Source organism: Flagellimonas yonaguniensis, assembly GCF_029193885.1.
Taxonomy (GTDB): Bacteria; Bacteroidota; Bacteroidia; order Flavobacteriales; family Flavobacteriaceae; genus Flagellimonas; species Flagellimonas yonaguniensis.
In genome coordinates this window covers 135,919-154,393 of sequence record NZ_JARFVB010000005.1, presented here as the reverse complement: position 1 = coordinate 154,393, position 18,475 = coordinate 135,919, and the positions used below count along the sequence as shown (strand labels likewise).

Annotated in this window: 15 protein-coding genes; 4 read left to right on the top strand and 11 right to left on the bottom strand. The window is 42.2% G+C overall.

Annotation, left to right across the window (positions count from 1 at the left end; genetic code table 11):
• Nucleotides 1–32 precede the first annotated feature (32 nt).
• From PY092_RS10405 to PY092_RS10375, 7 genes are all read right to left on the bottom strand, one after another.
• Nucleotides 33–542: an ORF6N domain-containing protein gene (locus PY092_RS10405; RefSeq protein WP_275615786.1), complete on the bottom strand. Its 510-nt coding sequence runs from the start codon at nt 540–542 to the stop codon at nt 33–35.
• 135 nt (nt 543–677) lie between these two features.
• A complete protein-coding gene (locus tag PY092_RS10400; protein WP_094998913.1) occupies nt 678–1,076 on the bottom strand; it encodes a hypothetical protein in 399 nt (132 codons plus the stop codon).
• A 9-nt stretch (nt 1,077–1,085) separates the two neighbouring features.
• Nucleotides 1,086–3,629, bottom strand: coding sequence for a type IV secretory system conjugative DNA transfer family protein (locus tag PY092_RS10395; RefSeq protein WP_275615785.1), 2,544 nt, complete (start codon nt 3,627–3,629; stop codon nt 1,086–1,088).
• Nucleotides 3,630–3,665: 36 nt separating this feature from the next.
• Nucleotides 3,666–3,923: a hypothetical protein gene (locus tag PY092_RS10390; protein WP_275615784.1), complete on the bottom strand. Its 258-nt coding sequence runs from the start codon at nt 3,921–3,923 to the stop codon at nt 3,666–3,668.
• Nucleotides 3,920–5,485, bottom strand: a complete 1,566-nt coding sequence (locus PY092_RS10385) for a toprim domain-containing protein (protein ID WP_275615783.1) — start codon at nt 5,483–5,485, stop codon at nt 3,920–3,922. Before PY092_RS10385 ends, PY092_RS10390 begins: the two co-directional genes overlap by 4 nt.
• A 69-nt stretch (nt 5,486–5,554) precedes the next feature.
• Nucleotides 5,555–6,415: a hypothetical protein gene (locus PY092_RS10380; protein WP_275615782.1), complete on the bottom strand. Its 861-nt coding sequence runs from the start codon at nt 6,413–6,415 to the stop codon at nt 5,555–5,557.
• 126 nt (nt 6,416–6,541) lie between these two features.
• A complete protein-coding gene (locus tag PY092_RS10375; RefSeq protein ID WP_275615781.1) occupies nt 6,542–7,768 on the bottom strand; it encodes a hypothetical protein in 1,227 nt (408 codons plus the stop codon).
• A 121-nt stretch (nt 7,769–7,889) separates the two neighbouring features.
• On the opposite strand from PY092_RS10375, the gene PY092_RS10370 reads away from it, so the two are divergent.
• Genes PY092_RS10370 through PY092_RS10355 form a run of 4 tightly spaced genes read left to right on the top strand, consistent with a single transcriptional unit; the run spans nt 7,890 to nt 15,275 of the window.
• Nucleotides 7,890–8,654, top strand: a complete 765-nt coding sequence (locus tag PY092_RS10370) for a M23 family metallopeptidase (RefSeq protein WP_275615780.1) — start codon at nt 7,890–7,892, stop codon at nt 8,652–8,654.
• Nucleotides 8,644–9,915 (top strand): hypothetical protein, encoded by a 1,272-nt coding sequence (locus tag PY092_RS10365; RefSeq protein ID WP_275615779.1) that lies wholly within the window; start codon nt 8,644–8,646, stop codon nt 9,913–9,915. The genes PY092_RS10370 and PY092_RS10365 overlap by 11 nt, the downstream gene beginning before the upstream one ends.
• 1 nt (nt 9,916) lies before the next feature.
• A complete protein-coding gene (locus PY092_RS10360; protein ID WP_275615778.1) occupies nt 9,917–10,366 on the top strand; it encodes a hypothetical protein in 450 nt (149 codons plus the stop codon).
• 37 nt (nt 10,367–10,403) lie between these two features.
• The gene (locus PY092_RS10355; RefSeq protein ID WP_275615777.1) at nt 10,404–15,275 is read left to right on the top strand and encodes an Eco57I restriction-modification methylase domain-containing protein; all 4,872 of its coding nucleotides are present in this window, start codon (nt 10,404–10,406) and stop codon (nt 15,273–15,275) included.
• A gap of 183 nt (nt 15,276–15,458) precedes the next feature.
• Here PY092_RS10355 and PY092_RS10350 read toward each other — a convergent pair whose 3' ends face one another.
• From PY092_RS10350 to PY092_RS10335, 4 genes are read right to left on the bottom strand one after another with little or no spacing between them, the layout of a single operon-like run.
• Complete coding sequence (locus PY092_RS10350; protein ID WP_275615776.1) at nt 15,459–16,097, bottom strand: hypothetical protein; 639 nt, start codon at nt 16,095–16,097, stop codon at nt 15,459–15,461.
• Between the two features lie 6 nt (nt 16,098–16,103).
• Complete coding sequence (locus PY092_RS10345; RefSeq protein ID WP_094998902.1) at nt 16,104–16,961, bottom strand: hypothetical protein; 858 nt, start codon at nt 16,959–16,961, stop codon at nt 16,104–16,106.
• Between the two features lie 54 nt (nt 16,962–17,015).
• Nucleotides 17,016–17,708: a hypothetical protein gene (locus tag PY092_RS10340; protein ID WP_275615775.1), complete on the bottom strand. Its 693-nt coding sequence runs from the start codon at nt 17,706–17,708 to the stop codon at nt 17,016–17,018.
• A gap of 39 nt (nt 17,709–17,747) precedes the next feature.
• Entirely contained in the window at nt 17,748–18,461 is a 714-nt protein-coding gene (locus PY092_RS10335; protein WP_275615774.1) for a hypothetical protein, read from the bottom strand.
• Nucleotides 18,462–18,475: the final 14 nt, after the last annotated feature.

Here is an 18,475-nt window from a genome sequence, read left to right as displayed (position 1 = left end):
GACTATACTATAATTTTAGGATAACCTGTTCCTTACACAGTGGTCGCTTTATAACCAATGCTCTTTCTGGGTTTTCTCTCCTGCACGATAAGGTCTTTAATCGCATCGAAGACCACCTTGAATTGTTGGTCGTATTTCCGTTCCATGGACAATATTTGTTTTTCCAACTCCTTGTTCGATTCGAGTAATCTTCTTAATTGGACGAAGGTTCTCATAATTGCGATATTGACATCCAATGCCTTTTGGCTTCGAAGCACACTTGAAATCATGGCGACCCCTTGTTCCGTAAAGGCCATCGGAGCAGCTCCGCCTAAAACCCTTTTATTTTGTATCACATTACGTGATACCAAATCATCGATCTCGCTTGGCTCAAGTTCGAACATGAAATCTTTCGGAAATCGGTCAAGATTTCGTTTGACCTGTTGCTTCAGAGACCTATTTTCCACCTCGTAAAGCTTTGCAAGATGAAAATCCAGAATAACTTTATGGCCTCTAAAATATTGTATGGTTTCGGCGATGTTTTCAGGTAATATCTGTGTCATTTTCTTATACTGTTCTGAGGTATCACAAATTGTGATACCTCAAATAACTGTCCATTTTTTTGCATGTTTCAAATGTTTCATAAAGCACAATCTTCTTAGTCTATAGGTAACGGGCTCAATGGGGTCATTATGGGCTCAGAGCTTCTTTTTAAACTTCATCAAAGCCGAAACGATATCAGATTCCAATTCACGATATTCTTCCTGAACATCGGTCTGGTATACCACATTTTCGCCAACATTGTGCTTCATTATAAATTCGTTATCGGGCGAAAGGATCCAAGCGGGATTGTAGCCCAAGGTGTAATAGTACAGCACCATCTTGATGGAGGTGTAGGAAAACGTCCCTCGTTCCACATTGACAAGAGTATAATAGTCTATACCGAAGCGCTCGGCCAGATTTTTTCGAGAAAATTCACTATCCCGTTTGTTTCCGGAATCTTTTTCGATCAGTTCATCGCGTATAAGGCGCAAACGTTCCCCGATGTAACTAAAATCCTCTGAAGAGGCCTTCATAATTTCATTTATATCTTTCATAATAGTATATTATTGTGTTTGTTCATCTACCATTTCCGCGGGATAACTTGAATATAGATCGCCTAAATCCCCAATATTGGGGTTATCGACTACTTCTGTTTCTTTAACCGCCGAGACCCTTTCAAATGTAGGGATTTCATGTGCTTTCCTGAACGCATCCGCCAACTCCCTACTGGGACGTTTTTTATAGTGTTTCATAAAATTTTGGGCGATCTCCTCTTCCTTTTCCAAGGATTCGCCAATCTGGTCGCCCGTTTTTGCTTTGTCGAATACAGTAAATTCCGGTTTTTTCCCCGTGCAAATTTCATATTCCTCGGTTACCAGATCGTCAATATCCTGAATGACTTTTAGGAAATTGGCATCAAGTATCCGTTCGATTTCTTTATTGACGAACATCCTGTCCACCAATGTTGCAAGGAAGAGTTTCAAGGTGTCCTCGGTTCCCTCCTTTTTATTGATATGCCCGTCCAATGCCTGCAAATGGTCGTACAATTTGAGTTCGCGTGCCAATTTGATGAACTGCACCCGTTTTATGCTGTTCGGATAGTGCTTTTCGGCAAATGCGTCGATGTAGTACTTGTAGAAACCGATATAGTCCAATTGATTACAATCTATTTTTTGGATGGTTGCATGAAAATCAAGAGTCTGCATTAATTTCAAACGATCCTTGACAAGTTCACTATGGTTCTTGCTCCTAAAATCGGCATGGTCCGGGATTTCATATTTTCCCTGAATCTTCTTTGAAGCCATGTTGGGCCTGAGCAGCCCAAAACATAATTTCTGGTCGATTGGATGTTCAAAGGTATCCGCCACGATGCCCCCGAAATGCCCCGTGGACATGCTTGTGATCTTACTTTTCGGCAGTAATTCGGAAAGTATCGTGCTGAAATTGACCGTGGTATCGTTATTGGAAACGGCCTTGCTCTTTTTTTCCTGATGGATACGCCCGAAAATATCGCTGATACGCCGAGCCGTTTCCCCTTTAGCAGCACCGCTGAACACATTGGAGCAGTTATCGAAAATGACCTCGGCCAGTTCCCTGCCGTAGTCGGCAATCAATTGGGTTATACTCTGAATACCAAGCACGGTGGCCACATAATGCGACCTTCCGGTATCGATAATTTTTCGTAATCCCATAATGAATACGGTGGGCAGTTCGTCCAAAATCAACCCCAAAGGCCTTCCGCCAGGTTTGTTGACCACCTGTAATATTTTGTTGATATAAAGACCTATTGGTGCAGCGTAGATTTCCGAGCGATCAGGATTGTTCTGGATACAGACGATCTTGGGTTTCTTTGGGTTATTGATGTCCAACCTAAAATTGTTGCCGGTCATGATATAGTAGATTTCCTTGTTGGCCAACATCGATAGGGATATCTGTGCACTTGCGGTCTGTCCCGCCAATTGCTGGCCCGCCTGTCGTTCCATGGCATCCTTAAAGGGAATCATCAGGCTGCGTACCTCTACCTCACGCATCATAATGGTCAATAAATATTCAATATTGACCGTGGAAAGGGTAATCACGTGGGGCAGGGTGCAGATATTTTTACCCGTTTCCTCCGATTTTTTCTTCAAGTACCATATCAGCCCCGAAACAAAACTGATGGCGCTTTTAGAGAAGAAATCGCTGCGCTTGATCCAGTCCTTGTTCAGATTCTTCATGATGATGGTCGCGGCGTCTGCGGCATCGGTCTGGTTGCGCATCAAGTAGGGGTCGATGGGGTTGCAGCGATGTGATTTTTCGATATCGTCAAAGCTCAGGGTATAGAATTCGGGCAGTTCGATAAGTTCGTCTGACTTTGCGGCCATTAGTCTTTCCTTTTTTCGCATCCAATAGTTATAGGTGATTTTGCTCAGGGTATCGAACTTAAAATCATAGATCAGCAGCGTAAATCCCTTTTCTATAAACTGTTCAATGATTTCTTCGATCAAGGCAAACGACTTTCCGCTTCCCGGTGTACCAATAATTAACAAAGCCCGAAATAGATTTACGAAATTGATCCAACCCTTCCGTAGCTTTCCTTTATGACGGTATTCATAGGGTATGTTGACGGAGTAGGGGGTGTCCACCCTTTTTTCGGTCTGCCGAAAGGTCTCGTTCTTGTCGTTGAACGGGTCGTCCTCGGCCTCGTTGCCGTAGTCCATTACCTGAAAAAGATGAACCGCTCCCGAGACCGAGAAGAAGAACCCGAGCGTGTATAAGGCCAACGAGCACCAAAGTAGCTCTTGCTGGGACGGAATCAAATAACCCGTAATAAAAAGGAGTAGACCACCCAGACCAAAATAGATAAACCCTGTTACAAAAGATTTGCCCTCTCGCTTTCTGGGATTGTAGAGCATGACCGCGCCCAAGATGCACATCAATAACAGGCCACGGCTGGGCAAGGGTTTCTCCAGTGCTTCAAAGCGCAGTAAAAAATGGTAGCCGATTTCAGAGAGTTTGGAATCCCATTGCTGGTATTGCAGAATCGGATAATAGGCCATGAACCCGATTAGGGTAAACACAGCCACGGATAATAACATAGCCGAAAATGTGAGATTCTTGTCGTTCATGACGAAACCTTGGGAATTTGAAAGTTCGTTCCGGGATTATCGGAACATCCGCTCCTTCCATTGTTCGATCACCAAAGAGGAGGCGATAGGGAAGGCGACCTCATTTTTTTCGATATGATCGATGGTCTCGTCCATTAAAAGGCCTGCCTGCTCATTGATGAACCGGGCATAGGTATCCGCTTTTTGCAAACGGTGCTTTAGTTCCATATCGTTTTCCTCGATAAGTTCGTCTAAAAGGGAAACGTAGTATTGATTGTCCTTTAATTCTTCGGATAATGGTTCCATGGTCTTCATGACAGAATGTTTTGTAAGTTATTGTTTTTTGAATTCATTTTTGATTTTTCGCTGCCTTGTTCGATAACCTGGGCAGCACTTTTCTTAAAATGGGAGTGTATGGCAGAATATGGAATGGCATAGGTATAGTTCAAGCCAAAGTCGCATACCACACTATTTTTCTTTATGGATTTTACTAAACCTTGGTTAGTGCCACCTTCAGGGCCTTTGGTCGTATGCAATTCGATTTTATCCCCAACTGCGATAACATTTGGAACAACTGCGTCCATTTTTAGGTATGTTATGCTTTTGGAAGCGCAAAGGTCATCGTTCCAGTCTTTTCCCTGCGATTTGTGGAGGTCAGTCTGAAAAGGCAGATATAGCGCATTAACCATATTCAGCAGGGTTTTGAACACGTTTTGCTTTTGTTCGATATGTGGCGTGTTGACTACTTCGTTCAGGGAGAACTCCAAAAGAATCTTGTCCGAGAACCCGACACAGCGTACAAGGTCAAAAACCAAATAGTCCTTTTCTATATCGGAAGTCAATTTTTCGTTTAGAATAGTCGTATGATGGGACAATTGCCCCCTGACTTTTTCGGTATAATGAATGCCCATACTCACTTTGCCCGACCGAAATGCGGTTTCTATATAGATGTTCGGATTGTACCGATTGATGACCGCAGTAAAGATCTTTAGGTCGAACTCATGGCCTTTGAGGTCGTTGTCCGTGATGGATATCAGTTCTGTTTTCTTGGTTTGCAGTATTGGTTCGATCAGTTGAACGAAGAACTGCAATTTTTCTTGGTACACATTTCCCCCAAAGGACACGTAAAAATTATCAGGTTTTCCGTAAAGCTCGTGATAGGACATCAGGTCGATACCACTTTCCCCGAATAGTATGCGAGCAGGTCGGTCAATAGGCTTGGAATGAAACAAAAAATGGTCTTTCTGGTTCAGTACCAATCGAAACTTTTTGATTTCATTGTCCTTTTTACTTCGGTAGGGTCTGTTGTAGAGGATGTAGTTTTTTGCGTTTCCTTCCAAATCGTATTTCGGAAAGGCAATATTGGCGATTTTTCCGCCATTGTCCCGAATGTGATAGGCGTTAAAAATTCGCCCCTTGAATGCTTCGGTGTTCAGTGTTTTTCTGGAAATACTTCGCTGTACCCTCAAATATTGGGAATTCCGCAAGGGCACGATATTGTAGTTGTCTTCCAAGGATTTCACAAAGGTGTTCGGTTTATTAGCCCGCAAAGCGGTATGTTCCAGGCCATAGGCTCTAGCGGCGATTTCCAGCCCCGCCTGCACGGCTTTATAAAAATTTTCGCTGCGTTGCATCAGGTATTTAAAGAACAATCCTTTGTCAAATGAATCGTTCCGGTTGAAATAGGTAACGGGATTTCTTTTGGTTTGCAGTACGATCCGGTCTTCGTCATTTTGAAACTCCATGGAACCGGCACTTTTGGTTATGAGTTGATAACCGTTTTGGTGCAGGTACATGGGAAAATTGACCTCTTCATTAATCTTGGCGATCGACCGTTTATAATGTTCGGGATCATCCCTATAGTTCGGACTCTTCATGGGAAGGGTTTAAAATGGCCGACACGCCAAGCATATCGGCCTTTGCATTGAGTTAATTAAAAAAAGGAACTACAGGCTCATGGCGTTGCTAGGCTGTTTCTTTTTTTTTTCGCTGTCAAGGGTTGTCCCCGCTTTGACCTCCATATCCTTGAGTTTCGCTTTCTCCAAATCCCTGTAGAGAAAACGTTGCCCTTTCGCACTCCATCTGACCATATAGGTCAAAGGCCCTTTTTTGGTCTTACGGATAGTGATTTTGACTTCTTCCCCTTTGTTCATGGTGTCGGCCTGCTCCTTGGTCAATTGTTGCCCGAGTACGTACATATTGGCGGAAACTGCCGGTTTTGTACGGATATCGTTCAGTCTTGGCTCATAGTAGGCCAGTTTTTGGAAGGTGTCCCCGTTCAAGGAAGTACCGGTAAATTGAATGGTTTTGTCTTCTTTAACCATGGCATTGTATTCCTCCTTGGTAAATTGATATTGGTAGGCATTCGCATCTTCCAATTTGATCTGTTCGTTACGTCTGATCTGTACGTCCAATTTGGAACCAGTATTGGGATTATAGACCATTTGCACCATTTTGACAGAACTTTTCAACTGTCCATCACTGATATAGGTGGTCTTGATCAAACGCTCCTTGCCTTCCAAAAGGGATTCCTGAACATTATCGTCCAACTTTTGAAAACTGATATAGGCTCCTTCCAAACGCCTTTTTACGTCTTCCTTAGCAAATTGATGGTCCAAGTTTTCCCGGATCTGTATGTCCTCGTTTTTTCCACCTTCCTCGTTCATCTTGGGCATTGTAAAGGTTCTGCCATCATCGGTTTTGACCTTATAGGTGTCCTGATCCTTGGAAATGGCTTCGCCCTTAAACCAGACCTGGCTTACGTTGACGAAGACTTTTTCGATTTGTTTTTCTGCTTGTTTTTCCATTTTTGAGTGATTTTTAATTGTTACGAAATTTGAATTTGTTACTTTTGAGTACATAACTGCAAATCAGGAGTGATTTGTGAGTTACGGAATTTGAAGGAAAGAGGGCGGGAGCGTCCTTTTTCCATTTTATAGTGCGATTCTATACTCTTTCCACTGCACCTCCTTCCTTTTTTTGGTTTGGCTTTCTACCAATTCCCATTCCGAATACCAATTGTGGGATGTCGGTTTGAGGATTTCGATGGTCTTGTCCAAATAATTTTTATAGTACGACCAGACCAATAACCTTATGGCATTGGTCTCCAAAGGCAGGCGCACTTTGATCTGCTCCCCGTCCTTGGATACCATGATGCTATATCGGTTCAATCGGTTCTGGTCGATGATCTTATTGTATTTCAGAAAACTCTGGGCCAGTTCGGTATTGAACCGCCGCGTATGATCATAAAATCGGGAAAAGGATTTCTCGTTTCCCATTGGGAAATCGATTACCATATCCCTATCGGTCAAATGCAGTTTAAAATCCGAATCCTCCACATAGGAAATAAAATGCAGGTCGCGTAAATACCCCTCTATTTTTTTATCGCCCGTAAAGCTCAAAAAAAGCTTATCCACCTTGGTCAAACGCTGGATTTTAAAAAGAATTCGTGTCGTTTGGGCATTGATAGCCCCCAAAGCGAGATATACGACGTTTTTAAACTGGAATTTTCTATGGAACGCCAACGCCTCTTTAGGATTTTTAAAAAGGAACAGTCCATCGATTTTTTTGGGAATATTGGAATACCACAACGAATGTTTGATGGCCGATTCCTTATAAGGGAGCACCTCTTGCTCGGTATCCGTAAAATACCCACAGACCTCGTTCTGGATATTGAACAGTGGAAATAGGACTTCGTCTTCCTTATTTTTGAAGATGCGCCCCTCAAAAGGTGCCATATCGTCCAAATTTTTATAGAGTCCATCGGTGTTTTTATCCAAGGGTAAGGCATAAGCAAGAAAATGGTTGAAATCTTTTGTTACTGTTTCAACGGGGCTTTCCGTATTGTTGCTAACCAATAAACTTTCTGTCCGTAACACCTCTCTATAATAGGTGTCCACTTTGTCCCAGAGCATTTCTTTGTCCATTCCCTCGGTTTTCGATACATGTTCGGTAATCAGATCCGAGGCCGATAGTTTTTCATCCGGGCGTTCTATTTTATAGTACAGATAGCCCTTTTCGGTGTTGAGGATAACGTATTGCGCGCCGTTACCTTTGTATAGATAATGTGTTCTTTCCCGTTGTACCGCTCGAAAGCCCAGATGCTTAAAAAGCTTCGGGAGGTCGATGCGATGGTCTTCTGTTAGCCAATTTTTTATCATTTCTTGCTTATTTGCAAATAAATTATAAATTTGTATATAAAGCAAATATATGAATTTTTTTGAATCTGCAAATTTATTAGGAAAAAAATTGCGAATAGTTGGACATTGCTATATCAGCGGTATGGGTCGAAAGGAACTGGCCCACTTGCTCTTTCTGATACTTCTTTGTCTTTTCTATGTCATCGGAAATGGTTTTGGTTTTTCGGATTCAAAACTTCGGGAAACAACCGTTGCCATGGAAAATTACGGGGAACGGCTAAAGGACAATTTTAAAACCGACCGCTTTGATAGTACCATTGTGGATAAGGAACGGGAACATTTGTTATTGGCCATTGAAGAACGGATTGCCAAGTACCTGTATCAAATTCCGGATTACTCCTATATAGCTGCTTTGGAAACATATTTGACATACCGACCGGAACTCCTGCACCAGTTTCCCTCGTGTGTTCCCTTGGAAAAGGGCAATTATTCATTGTCAAGTAGGTATGGCATGCGTACCCATCCCATTTCCAAAAAAACGAAAACCCATTTTGGTATCGATCTGGCCGCTCCATCAGGCAAGCCTATATATGCATCGGCCGCGGGAACCGTGTCCGAGGTCATTTATTCAGAAAATGGTTATGGCATCCATATTATCATCAGGCACCGGTTCGGTTTTAAGACCCTCTACGGACATTTGGAAAAGGTATTGGTCGCCAAAGGACAGACTATTGACCAACATGAGCTTATAGCAACGGTTGGTAGTTCGGGTAGTTCCACGGGATTTCATCTGCATTACGAAGTTTGGAAGAATGAAGTCAAAATCGATCCAAGGCCATCCTTTAACCTAAAGAAAACCATCTATGCCGAAGTCATGGATATTAAACCCAATACTCATGGAGAATAAAATCCCAATTTGGAAAAGAGCTGCACGCTTTGCAAGGCGCTTGTACCATACTGTCAATAATTACAGTCAAATGTCGAAAGATATAGATTTTAGGGCTTTTGGTAAGCTGGAATATGACCCGATAACCACTGATGAAGTCAAAGACCTTAAAAAGCTCGATTATATCAAACGGCTAAACCTTGCCAAAAAGGGCTATATCGATGGAAACCTTAAAAAGCTATTGGCCCAAGGCAAGGAAAAGGAACTACTGGTAAACCACGACCATAAAATCCTTCCTATCGGGAATTTTAGGATTTTGGAAAGCGATTCGCTTTTATGCACGATAAAATTCGGGTTTCAGTTCAATACCCAAACCTTTTTTATGGCCAGCACTACCCACGGTAATATTCCTTTATGGAAAACCTACGACGGTCGAGGCTTGCGTCAATCGGTTTCGGCCTTACATCCGGTAGAAAAAAGTTCGCTTCGATTTGAGCATTCCTTTTATGGGGCCGACCGATTGCAAAACGAAAGAAAGGATAGCAGAAGTATTGCTGCATTTTATAATGATGCCGTCCAACTGACCTTCCAAAGCAATCCCTATTTCAAGGAATCGATTTTACTACCAAGCGAGCAGGTGGTATCCGATCCCATACAATATGTAGGCAAACAGTTCCATCTTTCGGAATTCGAAGGAAAATACAATATCATGACCCTTACGGAAGCTACGGAGCGCTACTTGGTGTTTCAGTCCTTTCTGGAGACGGCACCAAAATCCGAATCCCACTATTTCGGCATGCAGGAATTCAAGGAACGCTTTCTGGACAGCAAGATAGAACTCATAGCCTATCTAAAGCACGGTCTACAACTTGGCATCCACAAAGGCATCCTTTATGTTCGGCGCAATGAGGAAGTTAACGGACATTCACGATTGCAATGGGAAACTTATAAAAAACTCATGCAATCCAAGGAAATTTCTGCCCAAAAAAGACTGTACCTCTCGAAAGAGGTCATTGTCAAAAAGAATTTTGTTGTCGAAAAAGAAGCCATTATGCTAAAAAACAATGAAAGAACGGCGTTCCTCAAAAAGCATTACGGTACGGGGGAATGGCGTTTTGCGGAAGGCGAGAAAAATCAAGAGGAAATGAACTTTAGACCCATTGTCGGTTCCGTACTGCGGCATATCGATCGGAATTACTCGCACAGCAAAAATTTTCCAATTGCCTTGGTAAAACTAAAAAATAATCTAGCCGTGCAGACTGTGCAAATGAAACCTTCCTAAAATGGAAAATAAGCACAAAAAAATCGACGGACACGTTTTTAAAATGGCCATGGTAACAAAATCGTTCATTTACTATATCGGCGACAGCGAATGTGATGACAACGGAAGTGTGAGGATGTACGAAAAAGAAACGGGCCATTTGGTATCGGATAACTATATGGCAAATCGGGATATGCACCAAAACCTACTGTATTTCAATTATGAGTGGATTTGTGAAAGGCTCAGATACTCAAGAAAATGTATGGTAGAAGAATGCAAAATCAATCTTGCCCAAGAATATTTCCATGAAAATGAAATAGAACACAATGGAATTCTTGGTTGGTCCGAGTTTGCCAAGCGTAAATTCAACGATGCCCTTTTGACGAATTTAGGTTTTACACTTTCAAAATATGATTTGCGGGAAGTCCGTAAACAATTTAATCCAGATAAAAATAAAGGTCTGACTATGTAGCATAAGCATCCAATCAAATTCCTTAACTCACTCACTCATGAAATACTCAAAGAAAAGGTACCTCGACCATTTGGTCAGAACCTTGGACGCCCTCCACGCGCCAGAATCGGATCCGCATCTATTTATTAACAACCTTGGTTTTGGCAATATTTACGACATCCTCAAGAATGAGGAATATCGATCCGTTTTTTTGGAACGGTTGGAACGTTATTTCGGGCAGGAATATGCCCCGACCGTTCTGGCAAGCTTGGAAAAAAGTTCCCTCAATTCCTATTTTACACCTGTTCCCATTATACGGTCCATCGGTTCGTTCTTGAATGGTTTGCAGGGTTTTAAACCAGAGACCGTTTTGGAACCGAGCGCGGGCAACGGGCTTTTCATCCGGGAATTATTGAAGCAGTTTCCTGCGGCACGATACACCGCTTTCGAAAAGGAAATCCTGACCACCCGTATTTTGGAACACAATTTCAAACCGAACACCAATGTCCAGATTTTTGGGGTTCCCTTTGAGAATATGGCACAGACCGATGCCGGTAGAAAGTATGACCTTGTGGTCGGCAACATTCCCTTTGGGGCGAGCAAGATTTTCGATACCGCGTTAAATGGCCATCCATTACAGGCCCGGATTTCCAAGAACATCCATTCCTATTTTGTGTACAAGGGATTGTCCTGTCTAAAACCCGCTGGGGTTTCCGTTTTGATATGTACCAAGAATTTTTTGGACAAGGCCCAATATGCGCCCATTCGGAAGCACTTGATGGACACCAATAATTTTTTGGGCGGTGTCCGCCTGCCCGATACGGCCTTTGCGCAGGAAAATACGGCCGTGGTCACCGATATTTTGGTATTTCAGAACAATCAGGGGATAGAATCAACTGCCGAACAACAGAAGATCAATGCGCTGTTTTCCGATACCATAGAACAGGTGGTGGGCGAGAACACGGTCCAGTTCAGTTCCTATTTCTCGATATACGGGGATCGGGTCTTGGGCGAAATAGCTGAAGGCGGAATGTACGACCAAACCGATTACACCGTGCAAAACGCGATCGATCTAGAAGGCCTGCAACTCGCCATAACCAAGAAGTTGAGCAATCTTGGACTGGCCCATAAAACTAGGACAATAGAAAAAAAGCCGATTGAATTTAGCCCCAAGGAACCTTTGGCACCCATTCCGCAGTTGCAGTATAAAGGCATCCTAAAGGCCGGTAATCTGGTCATCAGGGAACAGAAAATCGCTAAAATCCTTGAAAACGGAGCGTTGGAAGTGTTGACAATCAAACCCAAGGAATTCGACAGGCTTTCAAAGATATTGGCCTTGCGCGACACCTATCTTGAATTATTAGATACTGACAGGAGTAAGGGGCAACGGACTTTGGACAACCTGAACTATCAATACGACCTGTTCGACTTTCAGTACGGGAAACTGCACGACAAAGCGAACTACCCCTTTGTAACTTTGGACATTCAGGGACCGATGCTCCTGGCCTTGGAAAGACCTGAAAACGGCACTTTCTTAAAGGCCGATATTTTGGTCAATCCTTGGAGCGGGATGGCCAAAACCCCTGAAAAACTATCACTGGAGGATGCCATTTATTTTTCATTGAACAAATACAACGGCATCGATGCGGATATCTTGGCCGAAATGACCGGGGAAGCCAAGGAATCGCTCATCAAGGATGCCCTGGAACGGCAATTATTGTATCTGAATCCAGAAGGGAAAAGGGTCGTTTTGGCTCCAAAATTCCTTTTTTTATCGGGAACCATTTACGAAAAAATCAATTTTTACCGAAGGAACGATTTTGGCCCGTACCAAACTTATGTCGATAAGAATTACATCGACAGAGCCCTATTGGCCTTGGAAGGGGTAAAACCACCCATTACACCTTTTGAAGACCTTGATATCAAACTGCACGAACCGTGGTTTCCGTTGGAGATTACCCAGGCCTTTCTCTATGACACCTACCAGACCTTGGCGCACATTGCCTACAACGAGAGTACATCCAAATACATGGTCAAGATCGAGACCTACGAATATCAGGAAGTCAGAAAGTTCTATGTACGGAGCGAGAACCGGAGCTATTATTTTACGGATATTTTGGAAGGTGCCCTGAACTCAACCATTCCCTATATATCGAAAGGGCCAAAGGGGAACAAGAAAACGGATAAGGCAAGGATGCAGGAAATCCGGATCAAATTTGAAATCCTTTATAAGGATTTTCACAACTACATCATGGGGAAGCCCGATCTGAGGAAAGAACTGGAATTTATCTTTTACAAAATGTACGATGCCAAGGTACATCCCAAATATGATGGCAGCTATCTCAAATTCGAGGGGTTGCAACAGTTTACCCCATACCCCAGCCAAAAAGATACCGTGGCGGGCATCATCATCAACCAAGGGCTGTTGGTCAACAAAGAGGTGGGTTTCGGGAAAACCTTGGACATGGCCTTGGCCTCATACAAGTTAAAGGAACTCGACCTTTCGAAGAAAACCTTGGTTATCGGCCTGCGCTCCACGGTGGTTCAGTTACGGAACGAACTGCTCAATGCCTTTCCGAACATGAAATTATTGGTCGCCCATGACAAGGTGGTCAGCGGCCTCGCCAATCGCAATGCTTTTTTTGCCAAGATCGCAAGTACCGATTGTGATGTCGTATTGATGAGCCATGATACCTTTAAGTTCATTCCGCAGTCCCCAAAGGTCATCCACGACATCATCAGCGAGGAACTGGCGAACCTGGAACGCGACCTGAACGTCATCCATGAGGATAAGTATTCCATCAGCAAAAGGGTACTCAAAGGGCTACAGCAAAGGCGCGAGAATTTGAAGGCCACTTTGGACGAGGTGTATTTCCAGATGCAACAGAAACAGAGCGAGGTCATCAATTTTGACCAAATGGGCTTTGGGCACATCATGGTGGACGAATCCCATAAGTTCAAGAACCTCATGTACACCACGCGGCACAGTAGGGTTGCCGGGTTGAATACCAACAAGGGTTCGCAGCGCAGCAAAAACCTGTTGGTCGCCATTCGAACCCTGCAAAGGGAAAAAGAAAGGGACTTTCAGACCACTTTTCTATCGGGTACGCCCATTTCCAATTCGATTACCGAGGTCTATGTACTGTTCAAATACCTTATTCCCCATCGCATGCAGGAGATGAACATTACCTCCTTTGACCAATGGGCACAGGTGTTCGCCATCAAATCCTATGAATTTGAACCTACCGTTTCGGGAGATTATAAGGTTCGCGAGCGTTTCCGTTCCTTCAAGAAAATGAAATTGTTGTCCTCCCTCTACAACGAGATTTCGATTATCGTCAACGGAACTACGCACCAAATCGATAGGCCAAGAATGCAGCTCGATGTCCATACGTTAAAACCTACTGCCGCCCAATTGGCGTATTTTGACAGGATAAAGGAGTTTCTGCAAAGAGGGGACAGTAGCTTGTTATACGGCGGAAAGGAATATACCGAGGAACAAAAAAGCGCCTTGTCGCTGATCGCGCTTCATCATATGCGAAATGCCTCCATCGATCCAAGATTGTTGAACCAGGAATTGGACGACCCCGGGGAGGCCAAATTGCGGACCATTGCCTCTGAAGTCTATAAAACGTATGTCGAAACCAATTCTTTTAAGGGCGCACAGGCCATTTTTTCTGATTTGGGGGTTCCCAAGGAGCATTTCAATATCTATGACGAGCTAAAGCGTATTCTGGTCGAAGAATATGGAGTTCCCAAAGAAGAAATAGTGTTCATCCATGATTTTAAGACCGATAGAAAACGCTTGGAATGCTTCAAAAGAGTAAACGAAGGTTCCTATCGGGTCATCATCGGCTCCACGGAAAAGTTGGGGACCGGAACCAATATCCAGCAACGTTTGGTACGGATACACCATGTGGATATTCCCTACCGGCCTACGGATATCGACCAACGCAACGGGAGAGGGGTGCGCAAAGGGAACCTAGGTGCCAAGGAACATTTTGACAACAAAGTCGTGGTATCGTTTTATATCGTCGAGAACTGTACCGATGCCCTGATGCTCAACAATGTCAATATCAAAAAGAATTTTATCGAGCAACTGACCAATGGCACGATACAATTCAACAGATTGGATATGGGGCCGGTCAACGACGAGGGCTCCATTGATTACAAAACCCTGTTGGCCGTTGCCAAGAACGACCCTTTGTATTTGGAAAAGGAAGAGTTGGGCAAACAATTGGACGAACTGAAACTCGAACGTTCCATTTTTAAAAAGAACCGTTTGGAGGCCCGGAACAATATCCATTTCTATGAGAACGAACTACTGAAAACGTACAAAAACATCGCCAATCTTCAAAACGATCTGCCCCTATGGGAATCCCTATCCGATAAAAGCATCTATTTTTTGAGTTTACTCAAAGCGTTGAAAATAGAAGGTTCGACAGAAACGCTGGTCATTGGAAAAAAACTCCAGCATCTTTTAGGATCCAAGCGAAAAACGGTCGGGGAGCATATCATAGTCTCCCTCTTGGATGCCGAACTGAGGCTCAAGGTCATCGATAACGATGAACACCGGTTGTATGTCAAGACCCCGAATGCCAGCTACGTCCATGGTTCCCAGAAAATCGTGGCCAATCCCCTAAGTATCGCGGAATATATGCACAATGCCTTGGCCAAGATACCCAAGACCCTCAAAATGCAGACGGAGCTGAAAGACGATTTCGGCAAGGCGATAGCGGCCAATGGAAAGGTGTTGGAACTGGAATTCGACAAGTCGGAACAGTTGGTACAGATGGAAGAACGGTTGGAAGAAATCAATCTTTCCTTGGAAGATAAATACGATGTTGAACCCGAGGAAAAAGAAGAAGAATCGACTTCACGAACGAAGTCCGTCCAAAAAGTCTCCCATACGCCAAACATCTCTTTATAGGTTTTTGGGCGTTGGCCGGGCTATCCGCTATATCGCCCTTTCGGACCCCAAGGTTTCGTACGCCTTGAAAGAGCTCCGCTGTCGCTTTTCAAGGCAACGAACCCTAAGGGGGCCACTGCGGTCGATGTCGCTGCTATCCCTAACGCTGGCGCCCGATAGGGCGCTTTTAGTAGACAGTAAGGTTTACTTTTTCTTTTTTCTCTTATTCCGTTTTTTGACTTTCAAGTATTCTTCATAATCCGATTCGGCCAAATAGTTGATTTGTCGCACTCCGGCCCGAAAAGCCTCCATTGGTGTTTCGTGGAGTTCATTTTTTAAAAAACCTGCTTCTTTGTCTTTGTCAAATTCTCGAAAATCATTCAGTACTAAGTAGCCTGTTCTATTGTTCACCTTGTCCACTCCGCCAATAATATTTATGTAATAGAATTCATCAGTGTCACCTAAAAGCACTTTTACTTGAGGGCTAAATTTTATAATCTTTTGCTGAGTCCTTTTAACCAAGTACTTCGTTTCATCTATTGGATTTTCCAAGGGTCGGCCCCAATTATCAGAAGATAAACTTGATTGTTGTCTTGAAAATTCTAGTCGTATTTCTTTGCGGCCTTTTCCTAAACTTTGGGTAAACTCATATTCAGGAAAAGCTTTAAGTATTTCTGATTCCAATTCCCATTGCTCATATTCACTTGTGAAATTAATCTCATACCTATCCTCGAATTCTACGATGACAATGGGTGCTTTAATTTCATGTTCCCTTAATAATCCTTGAATAAGTTCAATATCAGTTTTTCGATTTACAGTTAGGTTTAAGTAGGTTTCTATCATCACAAATTATTTCTCTAGATTGAACCTATCATTATACATGGATCGTCCAATATCAGATTTCCAGAAACTTTCAGGATCTTTCATTATTTCTTCTACAATTCTATCTTGTTGAGCTTCGCTTGGAAGTGGAAACTCTGCTATTTTTTTAATTCGATTGGTCATAAAAGTTGTTATCGGTTCATATTCTAACCTCTGGGGGATTTCAATACTCCCCCCTTTTGGATGAATTTCAACATCATAAAGTTCATCCAGATATCCAGGGCTTTTGATGACACTCCAAAAGACAAAGCGGTTGAACTTTCCATATACTATTACATACTCTTTAGATGGGCCACTTACAATTGTTCCGTCTAACGCTCTAGTGAAGTAAAAGTCGACTCCCTTTAAATCTGTTGAATGTGATTTTATCCTATCCGTCAAAAATAGGTTTACGTTGTGAAACTTTCCGGGAATAGTGTCTGTCCGCAAATAAAACTTCCATTCCTCTTCTACCTCTTGAAGTAGTTCAAAATACCATCGTTTCTTTATATTTTCCGTCGTTCTGAATTCGGACAATAGTATTCGCCATAGAAACGAAATTGAGAAATAGTAGAGATTTTCGTTGTATTCTAGTTCTGTAGTACCTTCCAAGAAAGGATGAAAAATTTTCTCGGCGAACCATTTTTCGCGAACTGCAAAATCTTGCTCTGCTTTAAAACTTAGCAAATGATGTTTAATTCCATCTTGTTCCCGTTTATTGGGTTCAACCAATTTTCTCAAAAATTTTGACCCCGTTTTCTTGGTATGCTTGATGACAAATTTTGGAAAAATGTGGCTTTCCATCAAATCTGTCTCATTTCCATATAATGCACAAATTCCTTTCATGATTTACTTTACTCAAAATAAAAGAGAATCCAGATTTTAGACGTAGAGGAAGATTCAGGTTTTTTTCGATAGTTTCAAACCAATCTCCAATAACTTTCGATTACCGACCTTGTTTTTTACCTTATCAACCAAAGCACGCTTTTTTTCTTCAACCTTTATGAGGAGTAAATTGGTTAAAATAAAAAAGTTCTTCAGTTGGACTTCATCGAAACTAAACACTTTGATAGAGTAATGACTAAAGGTGGAATTCAGGATTTTTCCATCATATTCAAATTCAATATGAGCCCTATCGGTTTCATAAATATTCCTATCCGCGTGTGCAATGAAGGTATTTCTTAAACCCATAATATACTTATGAAATCGTAATAAATCGGCAACTTCTATATCATTGTATTTTGGAAAATCTTTTCTGATGAGTTTGATGTCAATAGAATTTCTTCCGTCCTTTTTAGTACTATTAAAGCATCGAGCATAGTTGATAATCGCGGTTATAAAAAGTGCTCTTTTTATCAGTCTCCTTTCCTCTTTATTTGCTTTTACCTCTTTCTCGCGGATAACGACAAGTTCCTGAATAAGATCCTTTACGTTTTCTAGGTCATCGATAATCGAGATATAGTTATTGAGTTGCTTAACGAATTTGATTTTTTCATCAATCAGCCATGAATTTTTAGGTAATTCCTTCAAGAGTATCTCCTCAACGGATTTTGGAGTGACATCGCCAAATATTTTTTCTGTTCGTACAGGCATATTTTTATTGAGGTATAGTAAACCGAAAATAATTAGTATTTATAGCCCTGAGAGATACCAGTTATCAAGTCTTTTGACAAGCCCTACTGTTTCAAGTTTGTCGGAACCAGGCCCAAAAGCGATTTCAATTTTTGCAGTTTCGTTCTCAATTTTTGCTTCTCCCATGATTCTTCCATTCTTAAAACTTTCGGCAAATTTATTCTGCATTTCCTTTGGTTGCATTTCCACTAAACAAATTCCGCGCACATCTCCATCATTTTCACCGTAAGGGTCACACAGATATCTCAATTTACTGAAATCATGATTCTTCGCTGACTCGAACAAATAGTTTATTACTCCTTCCGGGGTGTTTTGAAAATCAAAGGTTTCCCTTAAGTTTATTAGAGAAATCTCGTTTTCTAAGTTTGATATATAATCATTCAGCTTTCTAATTTTAGTGCTTTGGTCATTGAGTTGCTTTTCTTTTGTTGTGCTTGAACGACCTAACTGAAATCTGCCAATCTCTTCCATTTTTTTATTCTCTTGGTCTAGTAATTCTTTAAGCCTTTCTAGTTCATTGGTCAAGTCTATTCTTAGTTTGGATTTTCCAACTTCAATTTTTTCCAAATGGATTCTCTCTAATTCCTGTTGTTCCGCCAATCTTTTTTGTTCCAGTTCAATTTTGGCTTGTTCTTTTTCAACTTCTTTTTTACTCTTTCCGCATGCAAATGCTAGCGTCATGAATCCAATTGCAAGGATCTGGTTTATTTTCATTTGTATATATGTTT

Bases quoted from the DNA above. Each gene is read 5' to 3' on its own strand.
- PY092_RS10365 (WP_275615779.1), top strand. From the start codon at position 8,644: ATGGAGAATAAAATCCCAATTTGGAAAAGAGCTGCACGCTTTGCAAGG.
- PY092_RS10390 (WP_275615784.1), bottom strand. From the start codon at position 3,923: ATGAAGACCATGGAACCATTATCCGAAGAATTAAAGGACAATCAATAC.
- PY092_RS10360 (WP_275615778.1), top strand. From the start codon at position 9,917: ATGGAAAATAAGCACAAAAAAATCGACGGACACGTTTTTAAAATGGCC.
- PY092_RS10370 (WP_275615780.1), top strand. From the start codon at position 7,890: ATGGGTCGAAAGGAACTGGCCCACTTGCTCTTTCTGATACTTCTTTGT.
- PY092_RS10400 (WP_094998913.1), bottom strand. From the start codon at position 1,076: ATGAAAGATATAAATGAAATTATGAAGGCCTCTTCAGAGGATTTTAGT.
- PY092_RS10340 (WP_275615775.1), bottom strand. From the start codon at position 17,708: ATGCCTGTACGAACAGAAAAAATATTTGGCGATGTCACTCCAAAATCC.
- PY092_RS10395 (WP_275615785.1), bottom strand. From the start codon at position 3,629: ATGAACGACAAGAATCTCACATTTTCGGCTATGTTATTATCCGTGGCT.
- PY092_RS10375 (WP_275615781.1), bottom strand. From the start codon at position 7,768: ATGATAAAAAATTGGCTAACAGAAGACCATCGCATCGACCTCCCGAAG.
- PY092_RS10385 (WP_275615783.1), bottom strand. From the start codon at position 5,485: ATGAAGAGTCCGAACTATAGGGATGATCCCGAACATTATAAACGGTCG.
- PY092_RS10355 (WP_275615777.1), top strand. From the start codon at position 10,404: ATGAAATACTCAAAGAAAAGGTACCTCGACCATTTGGTCAGAACCTTG.
- PY092_RS10380 (WP_275615782.1), bottom strand. From the start codon at position 6,415: ATGGAAAAACAAGCAGAAAAACAAATCGAAAAAGTCTTCGTCAACGTA.
- PY092_RS10335 (WP_275615774.1), bottom strand. From the start codon at position 18,461: ATGAAAATAAACCAGATCCTTGCAATTGGATTCATGACGCTAGCATTT.
- PY092_RS10405 (WP_275615786.1), bottom strand. From the start codon at position 542: ATGACACAGATATTACCTGAAAACATCGCCGAAACCATACAATATTTT.
- PY092_RS10350 (WP_275615776.1), bottom strand. From the start codon at position 16,097: ATGATAGAAACCTACTTAAACCTAACTGTAAATCGAAAAACTGATATT.
- PY092_RS10345 (WP_094998902.1), bottom strand. From the start codon at position 16,961: ATGAAAGGAATTTGTGCATTATATGGAAATGAGACAGATTTGATGGAA.